This window comes from Geodermatophilus sp. SYSU D01119 (assembly GCF_054049975.1).
In genome coordinates, this window is record NZ_JBJGYL010000029.1 from 40,086 (window position 1) to 63,475 (window position 23,390).

General features: G+C 72.8%; 24 protein-coding genes. 12 read left to right on the forward strand and 12 right to left on the reverse strand.

Translation table 11 applies throughout. The features are described from left to right. Positions 1-7: 7 nt before the first annotated feature. On the forward strand, positions 8-379 hold the full coding sequence (locus ACI79X_RS19430) for a DUF1330 domain-containing protein (RefSeq protein WP_457027063.1): 372 nt from the start codon (positions 8-10) through the stop codon (positions 377-379). Positions 380-527: 148 nt separating this feature from the next. On the opposite strand, the gene ACI79X_RS19435 is transcribed toward ACI79X_RS19430, so the two are convergent. Both ACI79X_RS19435 and ACI79X_RS19440 read right to left on the reverse strand, forming a co-directional pair. After that, the gene (locus tag ACI79X_RS19435) at positions 528-1,919 is read right to left on the reverse strand and encodes a DUF4407 domain-containing protein (RefSeq protein ID WP_457027064.1); all 1,392 of its coding nucleotides are present in this window, start codon (positions 1,917-1,919) and stop codon (positions 528-530) included. 91 nt (positions 1,920-2,010) lie between these two features. Then, positions 2,011-2,823, reverse strand: a complete 813-nt coding sequence (locus tag ACI79X_RS19440; RefSeq protein ID WP_457027065.1) for a hypothetical protein — start codon at positions 2,821-2,823, stop codon at positions 2,011-2,013. A gap of 109 nt (positions 2,824-2,932) precedes the next feature. Between ACI79X_RS19440 and ACI79X_RS19445 the strand changes: the two genes are divergently transcribed. Then, on the forward strand, positions 2,933-3,796 hold the full coding sequence (locus ACI79X_RS19445; protein WP_457027066.1) for a trypsin-like serine protease: 864 nt from the start codon (positions 2,933-2,935) through the stop codon (positions 3,794-3,796). Between the two features lie 162 nt (positions 3,797-3,958). Next, positions 3,959-4,624, forward strand: coding sequence for a DUF6308 family protein (locus ACI79X_RS19450; protein WP_457027067.1), 666 nt, complete (start codon positions 3,959-3,961; stop codon positions 4,622-4,624). 71 nt (positions 4,625-4,695) lie between these two features. Here ACI79X_RS19450 and ACI79X_RS19455 read toward each other — a convergent pair whose 3' ends face one another. Beyond that, positions 4,696-5,412 (reverse strand): EcsC family protein, encoded by a 717-nt coding sequence (locus ACI79X_RS19455; RefSeq protein WP_457027068.1) that lies wholly within the window; start codon positions 5,410-5,412, stop codon positions 4,696-4,698. A 363-nt stretch (positions 5,413-5,775) separates the two neighbouring features. Here ACI79X_RS19455 and ACI79X_RS19460 point away from each other — a divergent pair, with 363 nt between their 5' ends. Together ACI79X_RS19460 and bla are read left to right on the forward strand one after the other, a co-directional pair. Beyond that, positions 5,776-6,288 (forward strand): HAD domain-containing protein, encoded by a 513-nt coding sequence (locus tag ACI79X_RS19460; RefSeq protein WP_457027069.1) that lies wholly within the window; start codon positions 5,776-5,778, stop codon positions 6,286-6,288. A 10-nt stretch (positions 6,289-6,298) separates the two neighbouring features. Further along, on the forward strand, positions 6,299-7,201 hold the full coding sequence (gene bla, locus ACI79X_RS19465) for a class A beta-lactamase (RefSeq protein ID WP_457027070.1): 903 nt from the start codon (positions 6,299-6,301) through the stop codon (positions 7,199-7,201). Here the strand turns inward: bla and ACI79X_RS19470 are convergent. From ACI79X_RS19470 to ACI79X_RS19490, 5 genes are all read right to left on the reverse strand, one after another. Further along, positions 7,198-8,529: a DUF4407 domain-containing protein gene (locus ACI79X_RS19470; protein WP_457027071.1), complete on the reverse strand. Its 1,332-nt coding sequence runs from the start codon at positions 8,527-8,529 to the stop codon at positions 7,198-7,200. The genes bla and ACI79X_RS19470 overlap by 4 nt on opposite strands. Next, positions 8,526-9,401: a hypothetical protein gene (locus ACI79X_RS19475; RefSeq protein WP_457027072.1), complete on the reverse strand. Its 876-nt coding sequence runs from the start codon at positions 9,399-9,401 to the stop codon at positions 8,526-8,528. Before ACI79X_RS19475 ends, ACI79X_RS19470 begins: the two co-directional genes overlap by 4 nt. 151 nt (positions 9,402-9,552) lie before the next feature. Then, positions 9,553-9,945 carry an HNH endonuclease gene (locus tag ACI79X_RS19480; RefSeq protein ID WP_457027073.1) on the reverse strand — a complete coding sequence of 131 codons (393 nt, stop codon included), beginning with the start codon at positions 9,943-9,945 and terminating at the stop codon, positions 9,553-9,555. A gap of 242 nt (positions 9,946-10,187) precedes the next feature. Next, on the reverse strand, positions 10,188-10,676 hold the full coding sequence (locus ACI79X_RS19485) for a hypothetical protein (RefSeq protein WP_457027074.1): 489 nt from the start codon (positions 10,674-10,676) through the stop codon (positions 10,188-10,190). Positions 10,677-10,719: 43 nt separating this feature from the next. Next, a complete protein-coding gene (locus ACI79X_RS19490; RefSeq protein WP_457027075.1) occupies positions 10,720-12,360 on the reverse strand; it encodes an NERD domain-containing protein in 1,641 nt (546 codons plus the stop codon). 201 nt (positions 12,361-12,561) lie between these two features. Between ACI79X_RS19490 and ACI79X_RS19495 the strand changes: the two genes are divergently transcribed. Continuing rightward, positions 12,562-13,149, forward strand: a complete 588-nt coding sequence (locus ACI79X_RS19495; RefSeq protein WP_457027076.1) for a DUF6642 family protein — start codon at positions 12,562-12,564, stop codon at positions 13,147-13,149. A gap of 9 nt (positions 13,150-13,158) precedes the next feature. Here the strand turns inward: ACI79X_RS19495 and ACI79X_RS19500 are convergent, their stop codons facing one another. Continuing rightward, complete coding sequence (locus tag ACI79X_RS19500; protein ID WP_457027077.1) at positions 13,159-13,827, reverse strand: NUDIX hydrolase; 669 nt, start codon at positions 13,825-13,827, stop codon at positions 13,159-13,161. A gap of 64 nt (positions 13,828-13,891) precedes the next feature. Here ACI79X_RS19500 and ACI79X_RS19505 point away from each other — a divergent pair, with 64 nt between their 5' ends. The 4 genes from ACI79X_RS19505 (at position 13,892) to ACI79X_RS19520 (ending at position 18,881) form a co-directional block, all read left to right on the forward strand. Then, entirely contained in the window at positions 13,892-14,743 is an 852-nt protein-coding gene (locus ACI79X_RS19505) for an ARPP-1 family domain-containing protein (RefSeq protein ID WP_457027078.1), read from the forward strand. A 1-nt stretch (position 14,744) separates the two neighbouring features. After that, positions 14,745-17,399 carry an ADP-ribosylglycohydrolase family protein gene (locus ACI79X_RS19510; RefSeq protein WP_457027079.1) on the forward strand — a complete coding sequence of 885 codons (2,655 nt, stop codon included), beginning with the start codon at positions 14,745-14,747 and terminating at the stop codon, positions 17,397-17,399. After that, a complete protein-coding gene (locus ACI79X_RS19515) occupies positions 17,399-18,040 on the forward strand; it encodes an HD domain-containing protein (RefSeq protein ID WP_457027080.1) in 642 nt (213 codons plus the stop codon). The genes ACI79X_RS19510 and ACI79X_RS19515 overlap by 1 nt, the downstream gene beginning before the upstream one ends. A 202-nt stretch (positions 18,041-18,242) precedes the next feature. Beyond that, on the forward strand, positions 18,243-18,881 hold the full coding sequence (locus ACI79X_RS19520; protein ID WP_457027081.1) for a hypothetical protein: 639 nt from the start codon (positions 18,243-18,245) through the stop codon (positions 18,879-18,881). Between the two features lie 12 nt (positions 18,882-18,893). Here ACI79X_RS19520 and ACI79X_RS19525 read toward each other — a convergent pair whose 3' ends face one another. The 3 genes from ACI79X_RS19525 to ACI79X_RS19535 all read right to left on the reverse strand — a co-directional run bounded on the left by ACI79X_RS19525 (position 18,894) and on the right by ACI79X_RS19535 (position 21,552). Beyond that, positions 18,894-20,012 carry a DUF4268 domain-containing protein gene (locus tag ACI79X_RS19525; protein ID WP_457027082.1) on the reverse strand — a complete coding sequence of 373 codons (1,119 nt, stop codon included), beginning with the start codon at positions 20,010-20,012 and terminating at the stop codon, positions 18,894-18,896. 504 nt (positions 20,013-20,516) lie between these two features. Further along, on the reverse strand, positions 20,517-21,068 hold the full coding sequence (locus ACI79X_RS19530; protein WP_457027083.1) for a hypothetical protein: 552 nt from the start codon (positions 21,066-21,068) through the stop codon (positions 20,517-20,519). A 10-nt stretch (positions 21,069-21,078) separates the two neighbouring features. Then, on the reverse strand, positions 21,079-21,552 hold the full coding sequence (locus ACI79X_RS19535; RefSeq protein ID WP_457027084.1) for a hypothetical protein: 474 nt from the start codon (positions 21,550-21,552) through the stop codon (positions 21,079-21,081). A gap of 354 nt (positions 21,553-21,906) precedes the next feature. On the opposite strand from ACI79X_RS19535, the gene ACI79X_RS19540 reads away from it, so the two are divergent. Both ACI79X_RS19540 and ACI79X_RS19545 read left to right on the forward strand, forming a co-directional pair. After that, positions 21,907-22,800 (forward strand): hypothetical protein, encoded by an 894-nt coding sequence (locus ACI79X_RS19540; protein ID WP_457027085.1) that lies wholly within the window; start codon positions 21,907-21,909, stop codon positions 22,798-22,800. A gap of 52 nt (positions 22,801-22,852) precedes the next feature. Beyond that, positions 22,853-23,344, forward strand: coding sequence for a DUF3846 domain-containing protein (locus ACI79X_RS19545; RefSeq protein WP_457027086.1), 492 nt, complete (start codon positions 22,853-22,855; stop codon positions 23,342-23,344). The last annotated feature ends 46 nt before the right edge of the window (positions 23,345-23,390 follow it).

A 23,390-nucleotide genomic window follows, 5' to 3' on the forward strand; every position in this document is an offset into this window, starting at 1 on the left:
TCCGGCCATGGCGATCGACCCCCGCGGTGCCGACCTCAAGCGCTTCCTCCAGGAGGACCCGGGCGGGCCGGTGGTGATGCTCAACCTGCTCCGGTTCACCGAGGGCGGGCGCGAGTCGTACGACCGCTACCGCGAGGCGCTGTCGGGCACCTTCCTCGCCCGCTACGGCGGCGAGGTGGTCTACGCGGGCGACGGCGGCACGCCCCTGGTCGCCGAGCAGGGACAGGACTGGGACGCCGTGCTGCTCGTCCGCTATCCCTCCCGCGAGGCGTTCAGCCGCATGGTCGCCGACCCCGAGTACCAGCAGTTCACGCACTTCCGCACCGAGGCGCTGACCGAGGCGGTGCTGCAGCCGACCACGGAGTGGCAGCGCGACTGATCGTCACCGGGCGCGGCTGGAGCTGCGCCGAGGTGGGAAGTCTTCCCCCGGAGACGCTTGTGCTCTGCCCCGTCACCGTGGGCAGAGCACGAGCGTCCGGGAGGACACCACCCGGCAGGAGCGTTCAGGTGCGCGACCGGCGGGCCGCTTAGACGCCGGAGGTCACCCGGGCGCCCGGGCGGCGGGACGGGCGGATCGTGCGGGCGGCCGAGCGGGCCAGCCGGATCGGGCCGGTGTCCCAGATGCGGCCGGCATCGTCCACGGGAGGTGCCGGCTGCGGCACCGGGCGCGCGGCCTCCTCGGCGTCAATCTGCTCCTGGGCGAGCGCCGCGAGCCGGCGCACACGGATCGCCGCCTTCTGCCGGTCCAGCCGCTCCTGCTCGGCCATGACCAGCAGCTCCTCCTTGGCCTCGGCCACCGAGCGCCGCGACTGCTGCTGCAGCTCCTCGATGTCCACGTCGCCGCTGTCGCGCAGCGCCGCGAGCCGGTCGTAGGCCGTCGGCGGGCCGAAGTTGAGCAGCACCTTCATGAGGACCGGCAGGATCTCCACGCACATGAACAGCAGCGACAGCATGAACTTCGCCGCGGCCAGGGTGGCGTTGCGCTCGCTGAGCCGGTCGAGCGCCTCCAGCCGCAGGAGGATGCCGCCCGAGCCCTCGTTGGTGCTGTCGAAGGCGGCCTGCAGGCGGTCGAGCTCGGCGGTCAGCCGGGCCAGCTCGGCGGAGTCGGTGGCGAGCGCGGCGGCGGCGAGGTCGGCGCTGCGCGACTCGGCGCCGGCGGCGGCATCAGTTGCGTCGTCCAGCTCGGCACGGGCCGAGGCGACGACGCCGGCCTGCGCGTCGGCGGCGGCCCGGGCCTGCAGGTAGGCCTCGCCGGTACCGGCGTCGCCGGTGCCGCAGGTGCCGTCGAGCTCGCACTGGGCGCGGGCCTCGAGGTCGCGCTGGGTGGCCAGGGCGGCGTCGTAGGCGGCCTGCTTGGCGGTGAGGTCGGCCTGGACGGCGACCAGCGCGGGGTCGGCCGAGCCGCCGGTGGCGACGACGTCCTGCTCCAGCGCCACCTTCTCCCGGAGCTCGTCCAGCCCTGCGAAGCGGGCGTCGGCCTCCAGCGACTCGCGGTAGGCGTCGGCGGCCTCGGCCTGCATCACGGTGATCTCGGCGTCGATCTCCTTGTGGAACACCTGCAGCGTCAGCGGGGTCGCGACGACGACACCCAGGATGAGCGCCAGCCCCACGCGCGGGACGGCGAGGGCGAGGTTGCGCTTGAGCGAGGCGTCGTGCGCCATGCCGACGAGCAGCATCCGGTCCAGGTTGACCACGACGGCGCCCCAGCCGAGGCCGAGCAGCAGCGCGAACGGCCACCAGACGCCGAGGGCCATGTGCAGCGCGAACGACGCCGACGCGACGGCGAGGCCACCGGTGCTGAGCAGGACGCCGCCGAGCGCGGCGAACCGCGGCCGCGCACCCGGCGCCGACTCGAGCAGGTCGGGCCGCGCGCCGCCGAGGACCGCGAGGCGGTCCTGGAGCCGTCGTCGTCCAGCCATGTGGTCAGCACTCCCCGAGCGCCGGGGGTCGTGGTTCGTCCGCCGCTCCCCCGAGTGATCGGCAGTCCCGGTCGTGGTCGGGACCCGGTCGTCACACGCGTCCCACGCCGTCCCCGAGCGCGCGGAGCAGCCCGGTGGTGACGCCGGCGCCGCGGGCGACCACGACGCCGTCGCGCACGAGCTCGCCGACGGGCTCGCCGGGGGCGGGGTCGCCGGCGAAGCGGAGGCGCAGGTGGTGCTCGACGACGTCGGCCGCCGTCGTCATCAGTGTCGGCGGGCCAGGGACGGAGTAGTCGTTGCCCTCCCAGACGTGCCAGACGCCGCCGACCCGGGTGAGGCAGGCGCCCATCCAGTGCTCGTCCAGGTGCACCTCGCAGCGGTCCTCGTCGACGGCGAGGTCCCTGACGTCGCGCAGCCGGTCGAGGAGGGCGCGCGTCCCGTCGTCGACGGGAGGCACCCACATCGCCCGGCCGGCCTGCGGCGGCGTGGCCCACAGCTCCGCCGGCGTCAGGGCGGCGAAGCCGGAGAAGGCGCGGGCGCCGTGCAGGTCGCTGAAGGTGGCCCGCAGGCGGCCGTCCTGGCGCACCTCGACGCGGCCGTCGGCACGCTGCACGCAGTCGAACCGCCAGGCGTCGGGATGCCGGTGCACCGAGGAGCTGAAGCGGTCGGCGATCAGGAGCTCGACCTCGGCGAGGTCCCGCGCCTCCATCTCGAACCACTGGTGCCCACGGTCGAAGCGGTCGACCTGGTGGATCCCGTCGTCGCGGCGGAAGACGACGGTGCGGGCCTCGATGTCGCCGAGGTGGATCTCGCGTCCCTGTTCGACCACGACCGTCGCCCCGTGCTCGACGAGGTGGCGGTACCGGTCGACGAGGGCGGTGAGCTGCGGGTCCGGCGTCTGCACCCTTCTCACGCTACGGAACGATCCGTATCCGCTCTGGCGTGTCGTTAGCAAGTCTGCCTAACCTCCGGCGGCCGGCACGAGGCCGGCACGCGACCGAGGGGGAAACCGGATGCGGAAGACCGTCACCACGGTGGCACTGGCATCGGCGCTGGTGCTGGCCGGAGGGACCGCCGCGCAGGCGATCACGGGCAACTTCACCGACGACCACGAGCACGACTACGTCGGTCTCGCCGTCTTCTTCGACGAGAACGGCACCGCCACCCACCGCTGCTCCGGCAGCCTGCTCACCGACACCGTCTTCCTGACGGCCGGGCACTGCGTGACCCTGGACGACCAGGGCACCGTGGCCACGAGCGCGCGGGTGTACTTCGAGCAGGACGTCCAGGCGCTGGGCGGCGCCTACCCGTACGACGAGGACTACGGCGTGACGTCGTCGGAGATCTACTCGTACGGCTACACCGGTCTCGGCAACATCCCCGAGACCAAGGACGCCGGGCTGATGATCCTCGACGAGCCGGTCACGAACGTGTACCCGGAGATCACCGAGTACGCCTCGCTGGCCACCGCCGGCTCGCTGGACAGCTACAAGCGCTCGCACCCGGGCAACTCGGCGACCACGACGATCTCCGGTTACGGCGTGCAGGAGAGCAACGGCAGCCAGACCAAGCAGGTCGCCTACCGGGAGCGGCTCACCGCCGAGAGCTTCATCATCGGGCTCAACGGCACCAACGCCGGCGGCTACAACGTCAAGCTGTCGACCAACCCCGGCGGCGGCCGCGGCGGCACGTGCTTCGGCGACTCCGGCGGCCCGGTTCTCGTGGGCGACACGGTGACCGCGGTGAACTCGTTCGTGATGAACGGCGCCTGCGCCGGCACCGGCTTCGCCTACCGGACCGACACCCAGGACGTCATCGACTTCATCCTGGAGAAGGCCGGCGACGAGGCCGACGAGATCGAGTTCGTCACCCTCTGACGCAGTCCTGACGGGGCCGTCCCGCCGCAGCGTCGCGGCGGGGCGGCCTCCGTCGTGTTCAGGACAGGACGCCGTAGGCCGTGTAGGCGGCGCGCCGAATGCGGGCCGGCGGATGTTGCGACGAGGCTCGGGGCACCCGCTGTGCGACCCGAGGAGTCATGAATGACATACCGCCTGCCCGTAGCCCTGCAGTCAGGCGACGACGGTCGAGCCGAGGCCTACCTGCACGAGTACTACGGCCGCGGAGAGGGCTCCGCATACACCGGCTCGTACTTCGACGGTTGGGGCGGCGAACAAGACCTCTACCGCTTCACGGCGGAGGACGTCGTCGCTGTCACCTTCTTGTCCGTAGTAGTCCCTCCGATGGCTGCGCACCGGCTGCTGCATGCGGACGCCGACCGCTTCAACGCACTACTCCGGGACGTCGGGCCGGACCGTGACTTTGCGGACGAGCTGAAGCCGATGCACCGGGAATGGCCCGGCTGGCGCCTCGAGACGGCCCTGCGCGACCTGCCCGGTGTGGGCCGGACGATCGCCAGCAAACTCTGCGCGCGCAAGCGTCCTCGCCTGTTGCCGATCTACGACTCGATCGTCGCCGAGGTCACCGATGCCTATTCAACTCAGTGGGAACCGCTGCGCCAGCAGCTACGCGCCGATGACGGAGCACTGCAGGCACGCCTCCTGCGACTCCGCGCCACAGTAGGACTGGACGACTCAGTGTCCGCTCTCCGTGTCTATGACGTCATCTCGTGGATGGAAGGCAAGAAGCGGAACCTGCGGCCGACCGGCGGGGACGAGCAGGTGGGGGCCGAGCTCACCAGGGAGTGAGATGACCCGCTGCCCCCTGACGGAGTCGGCCCGCCGCGGTTCACCGGCGCGGCGGGACGGCCCCGTCATGTTCAGGACAGGACGACCTCGGCCGTGTGGGTGGCGTCGTCGCTCAGGACCATGAAGTCGCCCGTGTCCTGCACGGTCGAGCGGAACGTCTTCTCGGCGAAGGCTCCCACTGCCCGGGTGGCCACGGCGTCGAAGCCACCGCCGATGACGCCACCGATGATCGGCACGCCCTTGACGAGGGGCACCACAGCCCGCTTGGTCCCGAACTTCGACACGAGGGCAAAGCCGGCCTTCTTGTTGATCTCACGGATGACCGAGACGGGGATCCGCTTGATCAGCTGGGTGCTCGCCTTCTGCCCCACCGTGACGCCGGCCTTCTTGAGCACCTCGGTGCCTGCATTGCCGAGCAGGCAGAGCAGGACCGCCGACCGCATCTGCTCGCTGTTCAGGTCGTGGCCGTGGACGGAAGCGATGGAGGCGGCGAGGTGGGTCTGGACGAGGTAGGCGGCGCCCACGTTGGCCGGCAGCGAGATCGGCAACGTCATGAGCCCACCGATGTTGGTCACGAAGCCCTGTGCGGCGGCCATGCCGACGTGGTTGCGCACCAGCACGCGGACGGCCTCCTCCGCAGTCCTGCCCTGCAGTGCCTCGCGGGCCGACTCGTCTGCATGCTTGAAGGGGCCGAAGCCGTCGATCCCCACCGTCAGCAGCCGGTCGACCAGCTGCTGACCAGCGTTCGCGACACGAGAGCCGGCAGCGGGCTCGAGATCCTTGCTCATGTTCTGCTCCTCGACGACGGGGCCTGACCGCGCGGACGCTAACCAGAGGGCGAGGCCGATCAGCGGCCCGACACGGAAGGACTACACCTGCCGCCCAGCCGGCCCCAGGTGCACCTCGGGACGGTCGCGTCACACCGACCTGCTTAGCGGCGTCGGCGCGGGAAGCCGGACGTAGGAGGCCTGCAAGGGCCGCCTCAGAAGGTGCAGGCAGACCCCTCTCCGCACTCTGGCGTCCTGCCCCATGCGCACGCGCTGGCTCAGCGCCGTCCTGCGCCAAGGCCCTGCTCGCGTCCGGGGTGTGCGCCGGAGCCGACGTCGCGCACATGGTCGGCTGAGGACGTCCCCGGCGGGTAGGAGGTGGGCATGGCCGACCGTCCGATCCTTCTGCTCGACGTCGACGGCGTGCTCAACGCGCCCCGCCGCGAGCTGCCCGCGGGGTGGCGGCAGGGGTCGTTCAACGGCTACCGGCTGGCATGGGACCCGACCATCACCGCACGCCTGCGGGAGCTGCACGAGGCGGGCCGGGTGGAGATCCAGTGGCTGACCACCTGGGCCGGCGACGCCGACCGGCTGCTCGCCGAGCCGATGGGCCTGCCTCGGGGGCTGCGGGTGCACGCCCGCGCCGACGCCGCGCCCACCGGGTTCCTCGGCGTCTTCGGCGGCGGCTCGGGGTGGTGGAAGCTCACCGCCGCGCAGGAGGTGGCGGCGGCCGAGCCCGACCGGCGGATCGTGTGGATCGACGACGACCTCGCCGAGCAGGCCGACGACACCGGCGACTGGCTGGCCGCGAACCCGCACGTGCTGGTGGTCGCGCCGGACCTCTACGTCGGGCTCACCCACGAGCAGCTCGACCGGGTCGAGGAGTGGCTCCGGTAGAACGGCGGGCGTGCGCCGCGCCCCGCTGACCGGTCTCGTGTGCGTGCTCGTCGCGCTGGCGGCGTGCGGCTCGCCGTCGACGGCGGCTCCCCCTGCGACCACCACCTCCACCGCCACGAGCACACCAGCCCCGGACATGTCCGCGGAGTTCGCCGCCCTCGAAGCACGCTTCGACGCCCGGCTCGGCGTCTTCGCCGTCGACACCGGCTCCGGCGCCACGCTCGAGCACCGGGCCGACGAGCGGTTCGCCTACGCCAGCACCGTCAAGGCGCTGGCGGCCGGGGCGCTGCTGGCGCGGACGTCACCGGCGGACCTGCAGCGGCCGGTGCCCGTCACCCCCGCCGACCTGACGACGGCGTACTCGCCGGTGACGGGGACCCGGGTCGGCCAGAGCATGACGCTCGCGGAGCTGTGCGACGCCGCGGTGCGCTTCAGCGACAACACAGCACTGAACCTGCTGCTGCGTGAGCTCGGCGGGCCGGCCGGGCTCGACGCGGCGCTGGAGGCCATCGGCGACGACGTCACCGAGGTCGCGCGCACCGAGCCGGAGCTCAACAGCGCCGTCCCCGGCGACCCCCGCGACACGACGACGCCGCGCGCGCTGGCCGGGTCACTGCGGTTCTACGCCGTGGACGGCGCCGCCGCGGACGACCGCGCGCAGCTCCTCGACTGGCTGCGGCGCAACACCACCGGCGACGCGCTGATCCGCGCCGGCGTGCCCGCCGACTGGGACATCGGCGACAAGACCGGCACCGGCGCCTACGGCACCCGCAACGACGTCGCCGTGCTCACCCCGCCCGGGCGGGCGCCGATCGTGCTGGCGGTGATGTCGAGCCGGGACGAGCCGGACGCCGACCACGACGACGCGCTGATCGCGGAGGCGGCCCGCGTCGTCGTCGCGGGCCTCGGCTAGTGCTTGGTGAGGACAGTGCCGTTGACATGCCGTGAGCGGGCGATCTGCTCGTCGCGCCAGCGGTCGACGCCGTCGCGGGTGACGTCGAGCTGGGCCTCGAGCACCATCCCGGTCGCCCGCGACTCGGCCTCCAGCGTGCGCGCCGCCCGCGCTTCGGCCGCCGCGAGCGCCGAGCGCGCCAGCACCTCGGCCTCCTCGTACTCGGTCTGCATGCGCAGCCGCACCCGCTCCTCGACCTTCTCGTCGCCGAGCGCGAGCAGGCGCTCGTAGAGGGACGGCGGGCCGAGCGCGAGCATCGTCTTGAACAGGATCGGCAGGCACTCGATTGCCGTCATGAACCAGAACAGCAGCCGGTGCGCCGTGGCGAGGGTCGGGTTGCCCTCCTCCAGGCGGGACATGGCGGTGAGCCGGGCGAGGATGCCGTCGCTGTCGTCGACCGCGGCCTCGTGCGCGGCGGCCTCGGCGGCGAGCCGCCGCTGCAGCGAACGGACGTCGGCGCGCAGGCCGGCGAGCTCGTTCTGCTGGTCGACGGTCTTCTGCGCCTCCTCGCTCTGCAGCTGCTCGAAGGTCTGCGCCTTGAGCGCGTCGAGCTCCGCGGCGAGGGCGTCGCGTTCGGCGCGCAGCCGGTCGCGGTCGGCGCGGCGGGCGTCGGTGGCCGGGCCGAACCCCTGGTCACCGGTGCCGCCGGTGCCGTCGATCTCGGCGTTGTAGGCAGCCTCCGCCGCCTCGTAGCGCGCGGTCACTTCATCCAGTCGGCGCTGCATGTCGACGATGGCGGGGTCCTCGTCGACGTCGGCCTGGGTGACGCCGTCGGCGAGGTCGGCCTCGAGCTCGGCGATCCGCGCCTGCTTGTCCTGCAGGTCCACGGTCCGGCTGTCGGCCCGCATGCGCTGGTTGAACTCGTCCTCGGCCTCGGCGGCCATGACCTCCACCTCGGTGGCGATCTCGGCGCTGAAGACGGCGAGCGTCAGCGGGGTGGAGACGACGGCGCCGATGAGGACGGCGAGCACCACGCGCGGCAGCGCCATGGCCAGCGTGCTCCACCAGCGCTTCAGGCGCGGCGAGGAGACGACCAGCCAGCGGTCGAGGTTGAGGATGACCAGCCCCCACACGAGGCCGCCGACGACCGCGACCGGCACCCAGAGGTGCAGCGCGATGTGCAGGGCGTAGCTCGCCGAGACGACGGCGAGGCCGGCGGTGGAGAGCAGGACGGCGCCCATCGCGACCTGCTTGCCGCGCTCCTTCGGCGCCTCGCGCAGGACCTCGCGGTTGGCGCCGGCGACGGTGAGCAGGTGCTCGCTCAGGGCGGCTCGGATGGGGTGCTTCACCGGGGGTCCTTCCGGGTGGCGCGGCGCAGGCTGTCGACCAGCGAGCCGGGGACGCCGACGAGCCGCGGCGTCACCTCGATCCGCGGGTGCAGTGCGTCCTGGGTGGCCCAGAAGGCGTCGAGCCGCTGGGTGACGGGCGAGGGGGCGCCGACGGTGGCGGCGACGTCGGCGTGCAGGGACACCGGCGGGGGTGCGGCGACGGTGGGCAGGTCGAGCTGGGGAACGGCGACCGCGACGACGGCGGGCGTGGCCGCGGGCGTCGTCGAGAAGCGGTTGCGGCCGGTGACCTCGATGCGGCGGCTGGCGTGCACGTGGACGAGCGCCTCGCCGCAGGGCGGGTGGCCGCCGCGGCCGTCGACGACGACGTCGCGGGCGTGCTCGAAGCACCAGGTGACGAGGACGGCCGAGCCCGGGCGGACGATCGTGTGGCTCACCGAGAGGGCGCGCAGGACGGGCACCTGGGTGTCGGAGGCGCCGGCGTCGGCTGCGATGCCGTGCCGGCAGGCGAGCAGCTGCGGCTCGCTCTCGCTCGCCGTTCGGCCGGAGGCGGCCTCCTCGCGCCAGTCGCGGATCCAGCGCTCGGTCCACGGCAGCGACGAGTCCCGCCGCTGCGGCGGGCGCGGCCCGCGCGCGGGTCCGCGGCCGCCGCCGGTGTCCCGCCACGCCTTGGCGCGCAGCCAGGCGAGGAACAGCAGGAGGAAGAAGGACCAGAGGAAGGCCTCGGCGAGGTCCTTGAGGAAGCCGGCGACGCGGTCGGCCTCGAGCGAGCCGCTCCACTCGGTGTTGTTGCTCAGCGCGACGAAGCCGGCCAGCAGCAGAACCGCCGCCCACCCGACGACGAGCGGATCGCGACGCAGCGGCTCCCGGAACACGTCTCCCCCACCTGCGGGACGTCCCCGCCGTCAGCACACCCTCGGATCACCGGAACTCGATCGGATCGAAGTTCCGTGGAAGTCGTACCGGGCGGGGCCGACGGAAGGCAGGGTGCGCTCACCCGTCCGGGTCAGGCGGCGCCCCCATCGCTCAAGCGACCGTGGGCGAGGTCACCTCGGCCGGGCGCTGCGGCCGACGCACGACCGCCGTCGGGACGCCGGGCGGGAAGTAGGCCGCCCGCCGGTGGGCCAGCCGGCGGAGCTCCCGGTCCCACGGCACGCGCGCGGACTTCCGCTCGTTGTGCCGCCGGCAGAGCGCCTGTGCGTTCTCGACGGCGGTGGCGCCGCCCCGGCTGTGCGGGTGCACGTGGTCGGCCTGCAGGTCCTCGGTCGCCCGGCAGCGGCCCTCGACGAGGGAATGGTGCTCGCACCGGTGGCCGGCCCGGTCGAGGACCGCGCGCCGGTCGGTCCGGGAGAACCGCCGGACGGGGTCCCGCGGGTGCCGGCCGTGGACGACGGCGCGCGCCACCCCGACCACCTTCACCAGCGCGAGGACGGCGAGGAGCGCGACGAGTCACGGCCTGCCGAGGACCTCGTGCAGCACGCCGCTCACCACACCGCCGAAGACGTCGGACGGTTCGAGGGCGGAGGCGGTCGCGGTCACGCGAGGAGGGTCGGCTGTCTCGTGCATCCCGTTGCAGCCGGGCCCCCGGCGTCTCGCTCCGGAGGGTGGCGCCGCCGTCGGACCCGGCTGGTGTCGGATCGTCCTGCTCGCCGGTGTCTCCTTCAGGCGCCAGGTCCACCGAGGGTGCTCAACTGACTGGTCACCGTTGCGCCGTTCTGCAAGGTGGACAGCGGGACATAGCGCTGGTTCTGGGTCCACGCGATCCGCCGGCCCTCTGCAGACTCCGAGTCGTTCTGGATGGGCGCCGGTAGGTGGACGGTGTCCGGGTCCTCAGGAGCGGACAGGAACATCACGCCGTAGGACATGCCCTCGGTCCGGGGCCCAGCCGTCAACAGCCGCTCGATCAGCGTGCTCAGGCGCCTGTCCCCGTCGTCCCGCCACCTCGCGGCTTCACTGCGCGTGAACAGCACCGATGGCAGCCATCGCTCGATGAGCGGGAACAGCGGCTGGATGGCTCCTTCGGCGTAGAAGCCGAGGTGGGTGGTGTCAGGCCGGAAGGACCTGTCCGGCTGACAGACGTACGCGCGGTATCTCAGGTACTCCGGCCAGGCGTCACGCGCGGGTACGACGACGGCGGTCTCTTCTGACACGGCCTGAGTGTGGCTTTCGAGGGCACCGGTGGCACGGCAGGTCTCAGGAGCCCGCGGTGAGCCGTCGGACGACCGCCTCGCCGCCGACGCGGCGGATCAGCTCCAGGTCACCGCAGACGACCAACAGGTCACGGGGACGCGAGAGTCCCACGTAGAGCATCTCCCGCGCCCGCGCCTCGTCCCGGAAGCCGTTGACCGCCAGGACGACGGCGGGGCGCTCGAGGCCCTTGAACCCGAGGACGTGCCCGTAGAAGAGGTCGTCGTCGTCCCAGAAGGTGGCCCAGTAGGCGTCCTGCCCCTCGGCCTGCCGCTCCCTTTGAACTGGGTGCCGCTGATGGGTGGTCAGCAGGGCCACGGACTCCGGCGGCCAGTCCTCGTCCTCGAGCAGTGCGGCGGCGACGCCGTCCGCCATCTCGACGGCCTCCTCCGAGGCGCACGGCACGAAGCGCACCGGCACCCCGGACGATCCGCGCACCCTCATCCCCGGCGCCAGACTCGAGAACGTCCCCGCGATCTGCTTGGTGTTGCGCAGGTTCTCGACGAGGGGGAACGACTCCAGCTCGACGGTAGGCCGTCCTTGCCGCGCGAAGATCCGCTGCCCCTCGTCGGAGAAGACGTAGAGCGCCCCCGTCCCCGGGTCGCGGAGGGCGGCGAGGACGGCGTCCCACCAGCTCTCTGCGAAGTCCTGCCCCTCGTCGACGACGATCGCGTCGAAGCGCTCGGACCTCAGCAGGTTCCCGGCGAGCGACACCATCCGCGCCGGCAGGAACTCCTCCCAGTACCGACTGTCGTCGTCCGAGCCTTCGGGGACGCCCCAGCCGATGCCGAGGTAGTGGAAGGTGCCGACGTAGTCCGGCCGCTGCCGCTTCGGCAGCTTCTCGACCCGGCGCCGGAGGAACTCGGCCAGGCCGCGCGAGTAGCACATGAGTGCGACGCGCTGTCCCTCCGCGGCCAGCCGGCGGGCCTTCTCCACGGCCAGCCAGGTCTTGCCGGAGCCTGCACCCCCGGTGATCTCCACCCGGTTGCGGCCGGACAGGAGGTCGAGCACCTTGGCCTGGTCCTTGGTGAGCAGATCGCAGGCCGCCTCGCGCTCGGCCAGCCAGGCCACCAGGTGCTGCTGCGGGATCGCCGTCCCGGCGAGGCAGTCGACCAGGTCCTCGACGTCCTCGGCGCTGGGTGGGTCCGGCTCGCCCCGCACCTGCTGGAGCGCCGCCCTGATGCGGGCAGCCGCGTGTGGCACGTCCGTCCTGTCGATCGCCATCCACCGGGCGAGGCCCGGGGCGCGGAAGGCGACCGGCAGCATGGTGGCCGGCAGCGCGACGAGGTGCACCAGACGCGGACGCCACGCGGTCCAGCGGGGGTGCTCGCCGAGATATTGGCCGAGCAGGTACTTGCATGTGACGGCCTGGTCGACTGGGTGGATCTCGCGGTCCACGCCATCCCCGACCTGGCGCCACACCCCGCGCTGGAGCGACACGCTGCCGCCCTTCACCTCGACGACGGCGACGCCCACACCGGGCCAGGCGACGATCAGGTCGGCCTCGCGGTCCTCCGCGCGGTCGCTGAAGCGCAGGTTGCAGAAGAGGACGGCGTCGTCGGGCAGCTGTTCGCGCAGCGTCCGGACGAACAACTCCTCGGACGCCGACGCGAACTGCGGCTCGTCGGGGAAGAGACGCGCCGTCATGTACACACCCCGATCGTCTCCATCCAGCGCCGTGATGGTTCACGACGCGACGCGGACGAGCATCGCAACGGACGACCGCGTCCTGGAACACCCCCGGGGGGTGGGCGCCTCGTCCGGCTCTACGGGCACCTAGTGCCTCACGAGTCACACCGGCGCGCCGGCCTCCACGGAACGATCGGTCGACCGAGTCAGCCTGGGTCCGTGCCGAGCAACGGGATCTTCTGCCTCGAGGGCGAGTGGGAGGAGCGGCTGACGGACAAGCTCAGCGTCCGCCCCGGCCTCGACATGCTCATGACGATGCGCAAGGACCGCCTGATCCACCGCAACGCGGCGACGTCGGACGAGTTCGCGCACTACTTCACCAAGTGGACGTCGCACCGCTACAGCGCCTTTCCGCTCGCCTATCTGGCCTTCCACGGCCGCCGCGGCAAGGTCGCGCTCGGTCGAGACGACCTGTCGCTCACCGAGATCGCCGACCTGGTCGAGCGGCCGCTGACCGACCGGGTCGTCTACTTCGGCTCCTGCGAGACCCTGGGTGCGTCCGATGCCCAGCTCGCCGAGTTCGTGGCCCGTACCGGCGTCCGCGCGGTCGTCGGCTACACCCGCCAGGTCTACTGGAGCGAAGCCGCGGCCTTCGACCTCACCCTGCTGCCCGAACTCCTCGACAGCACCGACCCGAGGAAGCTGTACAACCGCCTGACCAAGCGGCACCCCTACTTCGTCGATGGCCTCGGGCTCCGCATCGCCACGGCGACGTGGGTGTCGCCACGGAGGCGCAGCGCGGCCTGATCCCGCAGTTCAGGCATGCCGGAACAACTCAGCCGGTCGCCCGACCGACCCACGGGTCATCTCTCCTGTGCTCGCCAGGTGGTCCTTCACGTGCCGTCGGAAGACGTCGGGCTGCAGGCGGTGCCCGGCCACGGCCTCGTGCAGCCGCCGCAGGTCGCGGAGGGTGAACGGCTCGGGGACCAGCCGCTCCGGGTCCGGCCGCTCGGCGTAGGCGGCCCGTACCCGTTCGACCGCCATCCCCACGATGTCGTCGTGGTCGAAGGGCAGACCGACCGCCTCAGCCACCGGGCGGAGTTGGACGTCGTCCGGCCGCTCCTCGGCGACCGGGGCGACGGTCGCCGTGGGGAGCACGACGACGTGGGCCACCGACAACACCCAGCCCCTATCGTCCCGCCGGGGGTCGTCAAAGACGTGCAACTGCCGCGGCGCCTGGCCGCGGAGGCCCGCCTTCTGGTCGAGCGAGCGCAGCACCGCCCCGGCCAGGGTCTCCCCCTCGTGCAGGAAGGTGCCGGGCAAGGCCCACGCATCGGTCCGGGTCGCGCTGTCGCGACGGACCAGGAGGACCAGGAGCCCCCGGTCCGGATTAGGTGTCAGCACGGCCGTGTCGACGGCGACCGACGGCCGCGGGTAGTCGACCAGCCTCCGGCCGGCGGCGTCGCGATACTCGGTGGTTGACATTAACGCGGATCCCGCCTAACTTTGGGTTTGCGCGGTAGAGCGCAATCTACGGGAGGTGGGCACGATGAACAACCTCGAGATCCGACTGCACGTCGGCCAGGGGACCGCTCGCGGACCACTGACGGTCTTCCCCGTCTGGACCGACGCCCCGACGCCGCCGTCGCGCTACCTCACCGGCGCCGGTGTCCCCGTCGAGGTCTCCGAGCGCGCCGGCTCCCCCGCCGTCGACCAGGTCGTCGTCACCAACCGCGCCGACCGCCCGGTCCTGCTCCTGGCCGGGGAGCTGCTCGAGGGAGGGTGGCAGACGCGTGCCCTCACCGGCTCCACGGTGCTCGCTCCCGGGCTTCCGACCGTGCAGCAGGTCGTCTGCGTGGAGCAGGGGCGGTGGGGTGGTCCCACCGCCCACACCCGGCGGGCCCGCCGGACCCCGTTCACCGTCCTGTCCGCGATGGACGGGGACCAGGCTCAGCACGCGGTCTGGGACCGGGTGAGCGGGCTCGGGTCGGTGGCGGGACCGTCGGCCACCGACTCCCTGGCGGACCGCCTCGACCGCACGGAGGGGGCGGCCCGTGACCTGACCCGCGGACTGCGGCCGCTGGCCGGTCAGCGCGGGCTGCTGGTGGGCACCGGCGGGCGGCCGGCCTGGCTGGAGCTCTTCGACAGCGCCCGCACCCTGAAGGCCCACTGGTCGGCGCTGCTGCACGCCGCGACGGTGGACACCCTGGGCCGCCCGGCCGTCCGCACGCCTGCGGCCCTCGCCCGCAGGTTCGCCGAGAAGGTCGAGCACACCCGGCTCCTCCCCGACGGCCCGGCCGGCCTCGGTCACCGCGTCCGCGGAGGTGACCGGGTCGGCGTGACGGCCCTGACCTGGTCCGATCGCACCGTCCACCTCACCGCCATCACGTCGGAGGCTTGAGATGACCACTCCCCTGTCCCGCCGGCACCGTGTCGCCGGCGCCCTCGTCGGCTCGGCCGTCGGCGACGCGCTCGGCGCCCCGTTCGAGTTCGGCCCGGCCGGTCGCTTCTCCGCCGAGTTCTCCTCCCCCGCCCGCGGTGCCCACACCGAGATGCGCGGTGGTGGCTCGCTGGGCTGGGAGCCCGGTGAGTTCACCGACGACACCCAGATGGCGCTGCTCGTCGCGACCTCCCTGGTCGACGAGGGCGGTCTCGACGAGGCCGACGTCTTCGACCGGTTCCGTACCTGGGCCCAGGCCGGCCCGCCGGACGTCGGCGTCCAGACCGGCGCCGTCCTCCGCTCCCGCCTGCCGTGGGACCGGGCCGCGGCGGCGCACTTCGCCCGCACGGGGCGCGCGGCCGGCAACGGCTCGCTCATGCGGACGACGCCCGCCGCCATCTGGTTCTCCCGCTTCGGCACCGAGGCCACCATCGACGCCGCCAGGCGCATCTCGGCGCTGACCCACGGCGACCCGGCGGCCGGCGAGGGCTGCACCGTCTTCCACGAGCTCATGCGCGTGGCCCTCGACGGCGGCGATCCGCTGGCCGCCGTCCCACAGGCTCTCGACCTGGTCGACGTCGAGCACCGCGCCAGGTGGGCGGCCGTCCTCGCGGAGGACTGGACGCCGGAGCAGGCGACCGAGTCCAACGGCGCGGTCTGGCCCACGCTCGGCCAGGCGGTGTGGGCCCTGCGGCACGGGCGGGACTTCGCCGAGGCCATGCGGCTGGTCATCGACCTCGGCGGTGACACCGACACCGTCGCATGCGTCGCCGGTGGCCTGGCCGGAGCCGTCTACGGGATGGGCGGCATCCCATCGCGCTGGGCGACGGTCGTGCACGGCATCCTCCCCGGACACGGCGACAGGGTGTGGCGGCTGGCGGACCTGCAGCAGCTCGCCGCGGCGCTGGACGGCGCACCGCTGACGACCTACGACCCCGGCCGCACGAAGCGGCTCGGCCCGGTCGAGGTCATGGACGGCATCTGGGCGGCGGACCTGGACGGCGCCCGGTACAGCCAGGAGGACTTCGCCGTCGTCTCGCTCTGCCGGCTCGGCGAGCCGTTCCCACACCGCGTGCACCGCATGGCCTACCTGGCCGACAACGACGACAACCCCGGTCTCGACGCCGTGCTGGCCGACGTCCTCGACGACATGGCCGCGCTGCGCGAGGAAGGCCACCGCCTCCTCGTGCACTGCCACGGCGGGGCCTCGCGCACCGGCCTGGTCCTGCGCGCCTGGCTCGTCCGTGAGAAGGGGATGGACGTCGAGGAGGCCACTGCATGCGTCGGCGAGCGCTGGCCGCACCTCGGCACCTGGAACACGAGCTTCACCGCTGCGCTGCACCGACTGGAGCGGTCCCGGTCGAGCGTTCCGCACCTCGAAGCCGTCCGAGCACGGGTGGCCGACCGGGTGAGCGCCTGGGACGACGAGGACGTCGCCATCGAGGTCGAGGAGGGCCGAGGCGGGTCCCTCCAGGTGACGATCCGCAGCCGCTCTCCGCTCGTCTACTACACCCAGTGGGTGGTCCTGGGACCCGACGGCGAGGTCACGCTCCCGGCGCCCGACGACGGCTTCACGTCGCTCGGCGCCCGAGGGGCGACCGTCGGGACCGTGGCGACGGACGACGAGGCGGTGACGATGGTCGTCGCCGAGGTCGAAGGCGCTGTTCGGATCCTGCACGAGGATCAGGCCCGCGCCGCCGAGTCGGCCCGCCCTCCGACCCAGCCGCCCGTGGCACCGGAGGACCTTGCTGTCGCGTGCGAGATGTGGCAGGGCGGACGGGACACCGGGTCGTCCCGGCTGCGCGGCGCGGCACGGGTCCTCACCGGCGTCCGGCACTACTTCTCCGCGCCGTTCATCAGGACGCAGGAGGAGCAGGCGCGGGCGTCGGTCGGCGACCTACGGGCGGCGATCGCCCTGCTACACGCGGTCAACGCGGCCGACCACCTGGACGCCGACGGTTGGGACGCCCGTGTCGGCCTGCCGGCGCGCGCCTTCGCCGGCCGGGGCCTCGCCGCCAAGCCCGAGCAGGACCCGCAGATCGAGCGCCAGCTCCAGAGGGGGTCGATCGAGATGCCGCTGTGGGGTGTCTCGCTGAGCCCCGCGGTCGCGGAGGGCTTCGGTACTCGGTACCTGTTCGAGCTCGTCGGCCCGTTCCCCGCCGTCCCGGCGTGGGTGGCCTCCGGGGTCACGGCCGAGGAGGAGGAACTGGTGACCGGCGGGCGGTACCGGGTCCTCGGGCAGGAGCAGCGCGGGGAGACGACGCACGTCCGGTTGCGGTGGATCGGCGCGAGCGGCGACCGGGTCGGCTCGGACGCCCTGCTGCTGGCCGTGCTGAGCGCTGTCCCGGGTGTCGTGGGCAGCTCGCTGACGCGGTCGGCCGGCGTCCAGGAGGAGCTCGAGCTGCGGCTGGGCGCGGAGGACTCGGCGACCGTCACCCGCGTGCCGGACGCGGACGAGGTGGAGGTCGTGCGCTACTGGCCGCCGGCCTCGAGTTGGGCCGCCAAGGGCGACGACCCGGACACACAGTGGGCCGCCATCCGCACGGCCTCGAGGACGACGACGGAGGCGGCGACGGTCGAGACGGTCGTGGCCGCCGTCCTGAGAGGAGAGCACTGATGACGACGCTCGAGGAGCGCCGGGAGATGGGCAGCGGACCGCTGTCGGAGCGCTACGACGAGGCGCTGGCGTACGCATCGGCGCACCACCGGGAGCAGCTGCGCAAGGGCTCACGGGTGCCGTACCTGACCCACTTGATGAGCGTCAGTGCGCTGGTGCTCGAGCACGGCGGCAGCGAGGACCAAGCGATCGCGGGGCTGCTGCACGACGCCGTCGAGGACGCGCCGAAGGGCACCGGCGGCGCGGTTCTGGCTGACATCCGGTCGTGCTTCGGCGACGACGTCGCGGACATCGTCCGTGCCTGCTCGGACGGACTGGACGCCGACGGCAACCGCAGCGGGACCTGGGCCGAGCGCAAGCACGCCTACGTCGATGGGCTGAGGGACAAGCCCCTCGACGCCCTGTTGGTGACGGCGGCCGACAAGACGCACAACGGGGTGTGCATCGCCGCGGACGTCCGCCGTTACGGGCCAGACTTCTGGTCGACGTTCAACGCCTCGCGCGACGAGCTGCTCTGGTACTACACGAGCGTCCGGGACGCGGTCGCCCGACGACTGCCCGGTAGCTCGATGGCGGAGGCTCTGGACCGCGCGGTCAGTGAGTTGTCGGGTTCCGCCCACCGTCCGCAGGACGCCACATGACTCACCGAGACGTTGCACGATCGGAGGGGCAAGTGACAGGCGATGCTTACGACCACGGACCGGTCTCGAAAGAGCTGCTCGGGGACACCGGACCGTGGACATGGAGCTCCCACGACTGATTCAAGCCCTCAACGACCCCCGGGGCCCCTGGTCGCCGCCGACCCCGTCCTGGCGACAGGCCCCTCGGGGCGATGGGACGCCGATGGACCCCGTCGCGTTCTGGTCGCCACTCACCATGCTGACGTTCGGGATCCTTGGATGGGTGCGTCCGGATGTCGGTATACAGCGGTGGGTCACCGCAGGGCGCCCGACGGACAGCTCGGCTCTCACGGTCCTCGACCGCTGGTGGGGGGACGACGCGCTCGCATTGACCGCCTGGGCGCAACGCTCCGGCTCGCTTGGCGGGTACGCGCAGGAGATCGCGCGGCGGACGGCAACTGATGTGGGTGGACGTCCCACCACACCACCCGTTCGTCTGCGACCGGAGTGGGAGGCGGTGTTCACCGGCGGCGCTGATCCCCTGCACCTGGGGCATGTGCTCGGGCACCTGCTCGCCGGCCCGCTCTTCGACGAGAGCCCCGAGCCGGCGGGGTCCCTCATGCACCACGAGGCCACAGGAGACGAGAGGGAGGCCAGCTTCGTCCTCGACGTCTTCTCCGGCTGGTACGCGGCCCTCGCTCGTCGGGGCGCCCAATTGCCTGCGCGCCCCGACGGTCGCTCCTGGCGGGTCCACGTCACTGTCAAGCCGCTCGGCTACCTCGGAGCGTATCGCCGGTCGCGGGTTACAGGCCGCTGGTTCACGGGACGGCACACACACCACATGTTCGGCTGGCCCGGCTGAGCCGTCGAACGCTCAGTCACCGTCATTGACACTGCCGTCCGCCTGTGGCCGCGGTGCGACATCGGGAACACCACCAACCGTGGCAATAGCGGCACGGAGTCGCTGCTGAGTGTCGATCATCCACGCGCGCACGGTGCCCCAACTTCCGCGATCGCCGATCTTCGGCCCTGCCAAGCGCGTCTCGATCCGGCAACCCTTGTTGTCGGGCAGCTCGTCGAACAGGAGCTCGCCGTTGCCGAAGGCGGTCTGAAGTTCCTCCCGACGCGCGGCCAACAGGTTCCAGCGGGCGAGGTTGACGGCCGGGTCGGAGTGCCCGAAGTAGATCTCGGAGCGACAGCCGAACATGGCGTACGAAACCGTCCACGAGACACCCTGGACGCCTGCCGACATAGGCCACCAGTTCTGGGTCGTCCCCTTGCCGCTCGTCCAACCGCGCTCCTTGAGCAGTGGTGCGACCGTGGCCCAGAACTCGGCGTACAACTGCGCTGTCGCGCTGCCCGCGGCAGCCGTGCCACTGGTCGCGCCCTTGACGTAGTCGTTTGGTTGGACGACCAGTTCGAGGAAGGGCGCGATGAGTCCGGCGGGCGCTCCCTCGAGGGTGACTGCGGCCAACCGGATGCCGAAGAACCGCACGTCCTCCACGGTCGCCTGATTGAGCCACTCCAGCGCAGCGCGGTGCTCCTCGCTGAAGTCCTCGGCAATCCAGATGACCGTGCTTGGCCGGGTGCCGCCGGCGTAAGTCAGCAACTGCCCGAGGTGGCTGTGGTCGGTCCGACCGAACTGGTTCTCGACGATGACGGGACGATCGGTCGCCAGCTCCCGGCCGATGAGATCGAGCGAGTACTTGCCGACCTTGTGCTCGCGCTCCTCGAGTTCCACGTCCATGCCCAGGACGTCGCTGAGTTCCGCCGAGTTGGCGAGCAACCACGGGGTGAAGTGGTAGGGCTCGGTCGGCCAGACCGTCGTCACGGGGACGACCTTCAGCTTCGTCAGGCTGACCAGGGGGGACTGGGCGACCGTCGTCGACTGGGCGGAGGCAATGACCTCGTCCTCGTCCTCGGCGGTAGGCGCGTCGGGTCCCGGGGTCGAAGCCGTCACAGGTGCTACCGGCGTCGGGTCTTCGGGGATCACCTGGTCAAACTAGCGCCCTGTGCGCCCTGTCTCAGGGCGCCTGACAGGTGCTGCCGCGCACGGGTGATGTCGGGAGACCATGGCCGCCGCCCTTCGCGCGCCGGGCGCCGAATCCTGGGCGGCCCTCGACCCTGATTGCCTCTTGTCACCAGTCGCCCGTCGCAGCCGACGAGCGCGGTCGCCTCCTCCCAGGACATCTCGTCCGCCGCCAGGTCGTGTATCTCGTAGGGCTCCGCGCCGGAGGCAGGGACAACGACGACGTCCGTCCGGCGGTGCAGGTGGCCGTGCCAGACCTGGCGCGGCCGCACTGCGTCGAGCACCGACTGCACACGTGCCGCGTGGGCGTCGGACCGCGCCAGGTCGTCGCGCGCCCACGCCCGTGGAGCGCGGTCCCACCACTCCCCGGCGCGTCACCCAGCGCCACTGCCGCGGCCTGCGGCCGGTCGTGGCAGACGACGACGTCCGCCCTCCCTGCGACGGCGATGCGCTCCGCCTCAGCTGCGGTCAACTGCTCCCCCGCCCACCAGGAGTGCCCCTCCGTCCGCAGTTGCCGATCCACCGACACAGCGCCGCCCACGGCCAGCCACCGGTGCTCCCGCCCGTCGGGCTCGCGCCAGACCCACCGCGTGCCACGCGGCAGGTGCCAGACGCGCGGCCGCACGGGTCGCAGTCCGGCCCCGGTTCATCGGCCAGGACCGGGAAGCGCTCGAGCAGCGGGAAGTCCTCGTGGTTGCCGTCCACCACCAGCAGCGTCAGGTCGAAGGCCTCGGCGGTCCACGAGAGCACGTCGAGCATGCCCTCGCCCTGGGCCGAGAACCCGAAGTCGCCCAGTTGCAGCACGGTCGACACGCCGTGGCGCGCGGCGAGGGCCAACACCTTGCCCGCCCACACCGCGTTGCCGTGCCAGTCGCCGGCCAGCAGTACGCGGCCGCCGCGTGGGTCGGCCAGCGGACGCTCCGCCGTCGCGGAGGAGCGCACCGCGTCCAGATCAGCGGTCGTCGCGCTGTCCCTGCCCACCGCCCGGAACGGCGCCACGGCCTCGTCATCGATGTCCATGCACCCCTCCTCAACCGACCAGCGCGACGACAGGCGGGGTGACGCAGGCTCCCGGACGCCCGGCCGCGCGGGCGGCCGCCTGAGCCTGGCGCACCGCCGTCAGCAGCATCGGCCGGCCGTCGGCGCCGGCCAACGGTTGCCGTCCCCGACCCCCGACGTAGGCCAGGACGTCGTCCACGCGCCGACCGTCCTCCCCCGTGATGGAGCCGGCCCGGAGGACGCCGAGGTGGTAGATGCAGGCCGCGCGCCCCTCCACCTGGTCGAAGCGGGCCGTCTGGGCCGGCGTACACAGCAGCACGTGGTGGCTCTCGACCACGCCGGCGGCAGGGACCAGCGTGGCCGGTATCTGCCCGTCCCCGCGCGGGTCCGTGCACCAGGCCGCGGCGAGGCCGGTGGTGACGACGCGCAGGGCGACGATCGGCCCCAGGCCCAGGCCGGCCAGTTTCGCCGGGTTGGCGTTGCTGCCGTAGGCCAGCACGGGCACTCGCTCAACCAGTCCGGGCTCGCGCAACCCGCGCAGGACGACGTCCAGGTCGAGGCCGGCCGCAGTCGCCCATCCCGACGGGGCCTGCGGCGGGGTACGACCCGCCGGACGACATCGCCGGCCAGGAGGAACGAGCCGTCCGGCCGTTGACCCGGGTATGGGTCGGCCGGGAACTCCGCCGCCGCGGCGCCCTCCCACGAGGAGACGGACTGGAGGGACAGGTGGTGGACGGCGCTCATGCCACCGACCGTCCAGATGGTCAGGACACGGATCCGTGCCGTGTCAGCCCTCCACGGGGTGAGGGCGCACCTCGCGGACGGTCGGCGGACTCCGTCCACCGGTCACAATCCGGACATGGCCTCCCTGACCCCCACGCAGCGGATGGCCGCGATCCTGCGCCACCTCGCCCGCGCCGAGAGAGGGCTCGTCTCCACGGTGCGGCTCCGGCGGCTCTGCCCCGACGACTACGAGATCCGCGCGGGCATGGACGCCCAGGAGGTCGCGGCACGGGAGCGCAAGTTCCGGCACGACATCCAGCACCTGCGCCGGCGGGAACTCATCGAGACCGGGTTCACCACCGGCCGCCCCGACCTGGACAACCGCCAGGGCGTCCGCCTCGTCCGGTACATGAAGAAGGACCCCGACCTGCACCTGCGGCCCGAGGAGCACGAGGCGCTCGCCCGCGCCCGCGCTCGCCTGGGCCGTCCGGTCCCCGGCGCCGGGACCGGCCGCGGCCGCGGCAGGTACCTCGACCTCGGCCTCGCCGTCGTCCGGCACCTGGAGGAGCACGGGACGGACTGGGTCTCCGGCCGCGAACTCGCCGCGGCCACCGGAGTCCGGCGCGGTCTGCTGCTGGACGCCCTTGCGGCGCTTGCCGACAACCCGGTCGCCGACCCCCGGCCCGACGACCCCGTGGTCGACGACCTGGAGGTGGTCTTCCCCGACGACGGCGGCTCCGAGGACGTCGACTTCCTCGTCCGGATCCTGGAGGCGGCCACGCGCGACCGGGTACGGAGCGCGAGCCCGACCTACGGCCGCGGCCTGCACCACCTCGGTCGCTTCGCCTACACGCACGCGGAGACCGACGAGCGGCTGGACCTCGTCGCCGTCGCGCTGCAGGACCCGCGGACCCCCGCCGACGACGTCGAGCCCCTCACCCGCGCCCGCGCCCGGCTGCTCCGGTGGCACCTCGCCCTCGCCGAGCGCGAGTGGGGTCCGGACGACTGCGCCGTCCCGACCGTGTCCTGACCCTCCCCCATCCTCGGTCCGGACCAGCCACCACCCGACCGGGAGGACACCGATGCCGAGGACCACGACGGACGTCGAGACGACCGGACCGACCGCCGCGCTGCCCCAGCGCATGCGGGTCGTCGTCATCCCTGCCGACCCGGGTGCGGCCGTCACGGTGACGACGATCGAGCACTCGGACCTCGGGGTGTGCCGCGCCCTGGGCGGCGCCCGGCCCGACCACGTGTATCTCCCCGGCGTGCCGGCCGCGGTGCTGTGCGACGAGGACGGCAAGGCCAAGCGGCTGGCGCCCAACCGCCGCGCCACGCGGTTCGTCGACCGCTTCGTTCCGGGCTTCGCGCGGGCCGACACGATCGTCGGGCCCGCCCTGGTCGTCGGCCTCGGCGGCGACGACTACGCCCTCCGCCTCCCGGAGGAGGTGGAGCGCCAGGCGCTGGCCGACCCCGCCGAGCCAGACCGCGGCGGTCGTCGCGCGCTCGTCGTCGACGGCCCCGGCGGCCCGCTGATCCACATCCCGCTCCCGGACGGGACCGCGGCGCCGTAGCGGTCCCCACAGTCGTGGCGGGGCCCAGATGGCCGACGGGCCCCGC

What these genes read in the sequence shown, in the direction of transcription:
- ACI79X_RS19430 (WP_457027063.1), top strand. Translation starts at nt 8, where the DNA reads ATGGCGATCGACCCCCGCGGTGCCGACCTCAAGCGCTTCCTCCAGGAG.
- ACI79X_RS19445 (WP_457027066.1), top strand. Translation starts at nt 2,933, where the DNA reads ATGCGGAAGACCGTCACCACGGTGGCACTGGCATCGGCGCTGGTGCTG.
- ACI79X_RS19435 (WP_457027064.1), bottom strand. Translation starts at nt 1,919, where the DNA reads ATGGCTGGACGACGACGGCTCCAGGACCGCCTCGCGGTCCTCGGCGGC.
- ACI79X_RS19490 (WP_457027075.1), bottom strand. Translation starts at nt 12,360, where the DNA reads ATGACGGCGCGTCTCTTCCCCGACGAGCCGCAGTTCGCGTCGGCGTCC.
- ACI79X_RS19530 (WP_457027083.1), bottom strand. Translation starts at nt 21,068, where the DNA reads ATGGACATCGATGACGAGGCCGTGGCGCCGTTCCGGGCGGTGGGCAGG.
- ACI79X_RS19510 (WP_457027079.1), top strand. Translation starts at nt 14,745, where the DNA reads ATGACCACTCCCCTGTCCCGCCGGCACCGTGTCGCCGGCGCCCTCGTC.
- ACI79X_RS19455 (WP_457027068.1), bottom strand. Translation starts at nt 5,412, where the DNA reads ATGAGCAAGGATCTCGAGCCCGCTGCCGGCTCTCGTGTCGCGAACGCT.
- ACI79X_RS19515 (WP_457027080.1), top strand. Translation starts at nt 17,399, where the DNA reads ATGACGACGCTCGAGGAGCGCCGGGAGATGGGCAGCGGACCGCTGTCG.
- ACI79X_RS19500 (WP_457027077.1), bottom strand. Translation starts at nt 13,827, where the DNA reads ATGTCAACCACCGAGTATCGCGACGCCGCCGGCCGGAGGCTGGTCGAC.
- ACI79X_RS19545 (WP_457027086.1), top strand. Translation starts at nt 22,853, where the DNA reads ATGCCGAGGACCACGACGGACGTCGAGACGACCGGACCGACCGCCGCG.
- ACI79X_RS19520 (WP_457027081.1), top strand. Translation starts at nt 18,243, where the DNA reads ATGGACCCCGTCGCGTTCTGGTCGCCACTCACCATGCTGACGTTCGGG.
- ACI79X_RS19505 (WP_457027078.1), top strand. Translation starts at nt 13,892, where the DNA reads ATGAACAACCTCGAGATCCGACTGCACGTCGGCCAGGGGACCGCTCGC.
- ACI79X_RS19450 (WP_457027067.1), top strand. Translation starts at nt 3,959, where the DNA reads ATGACATACCGCCTGCCCGTAGCCCTGCAGTCAGGCGACGACGGTCGA.
- ACI79X_RS19460 (WP_457027069.1), top strand. Translation starts at nt 5,776, where the DNA reads ATGGCCGACCGTCCGATCCTTCTGCTCGACGTCGACGGCGTGCTCAAC.
- ACI79X_RS19540 (WP_457027085.1), top strand. Translation starts at nt 21,907, where the DNA reads ATGGCCTCCCTGACCCCCACGCAGCGGATGGCCGCGATCCTGCGCCAC.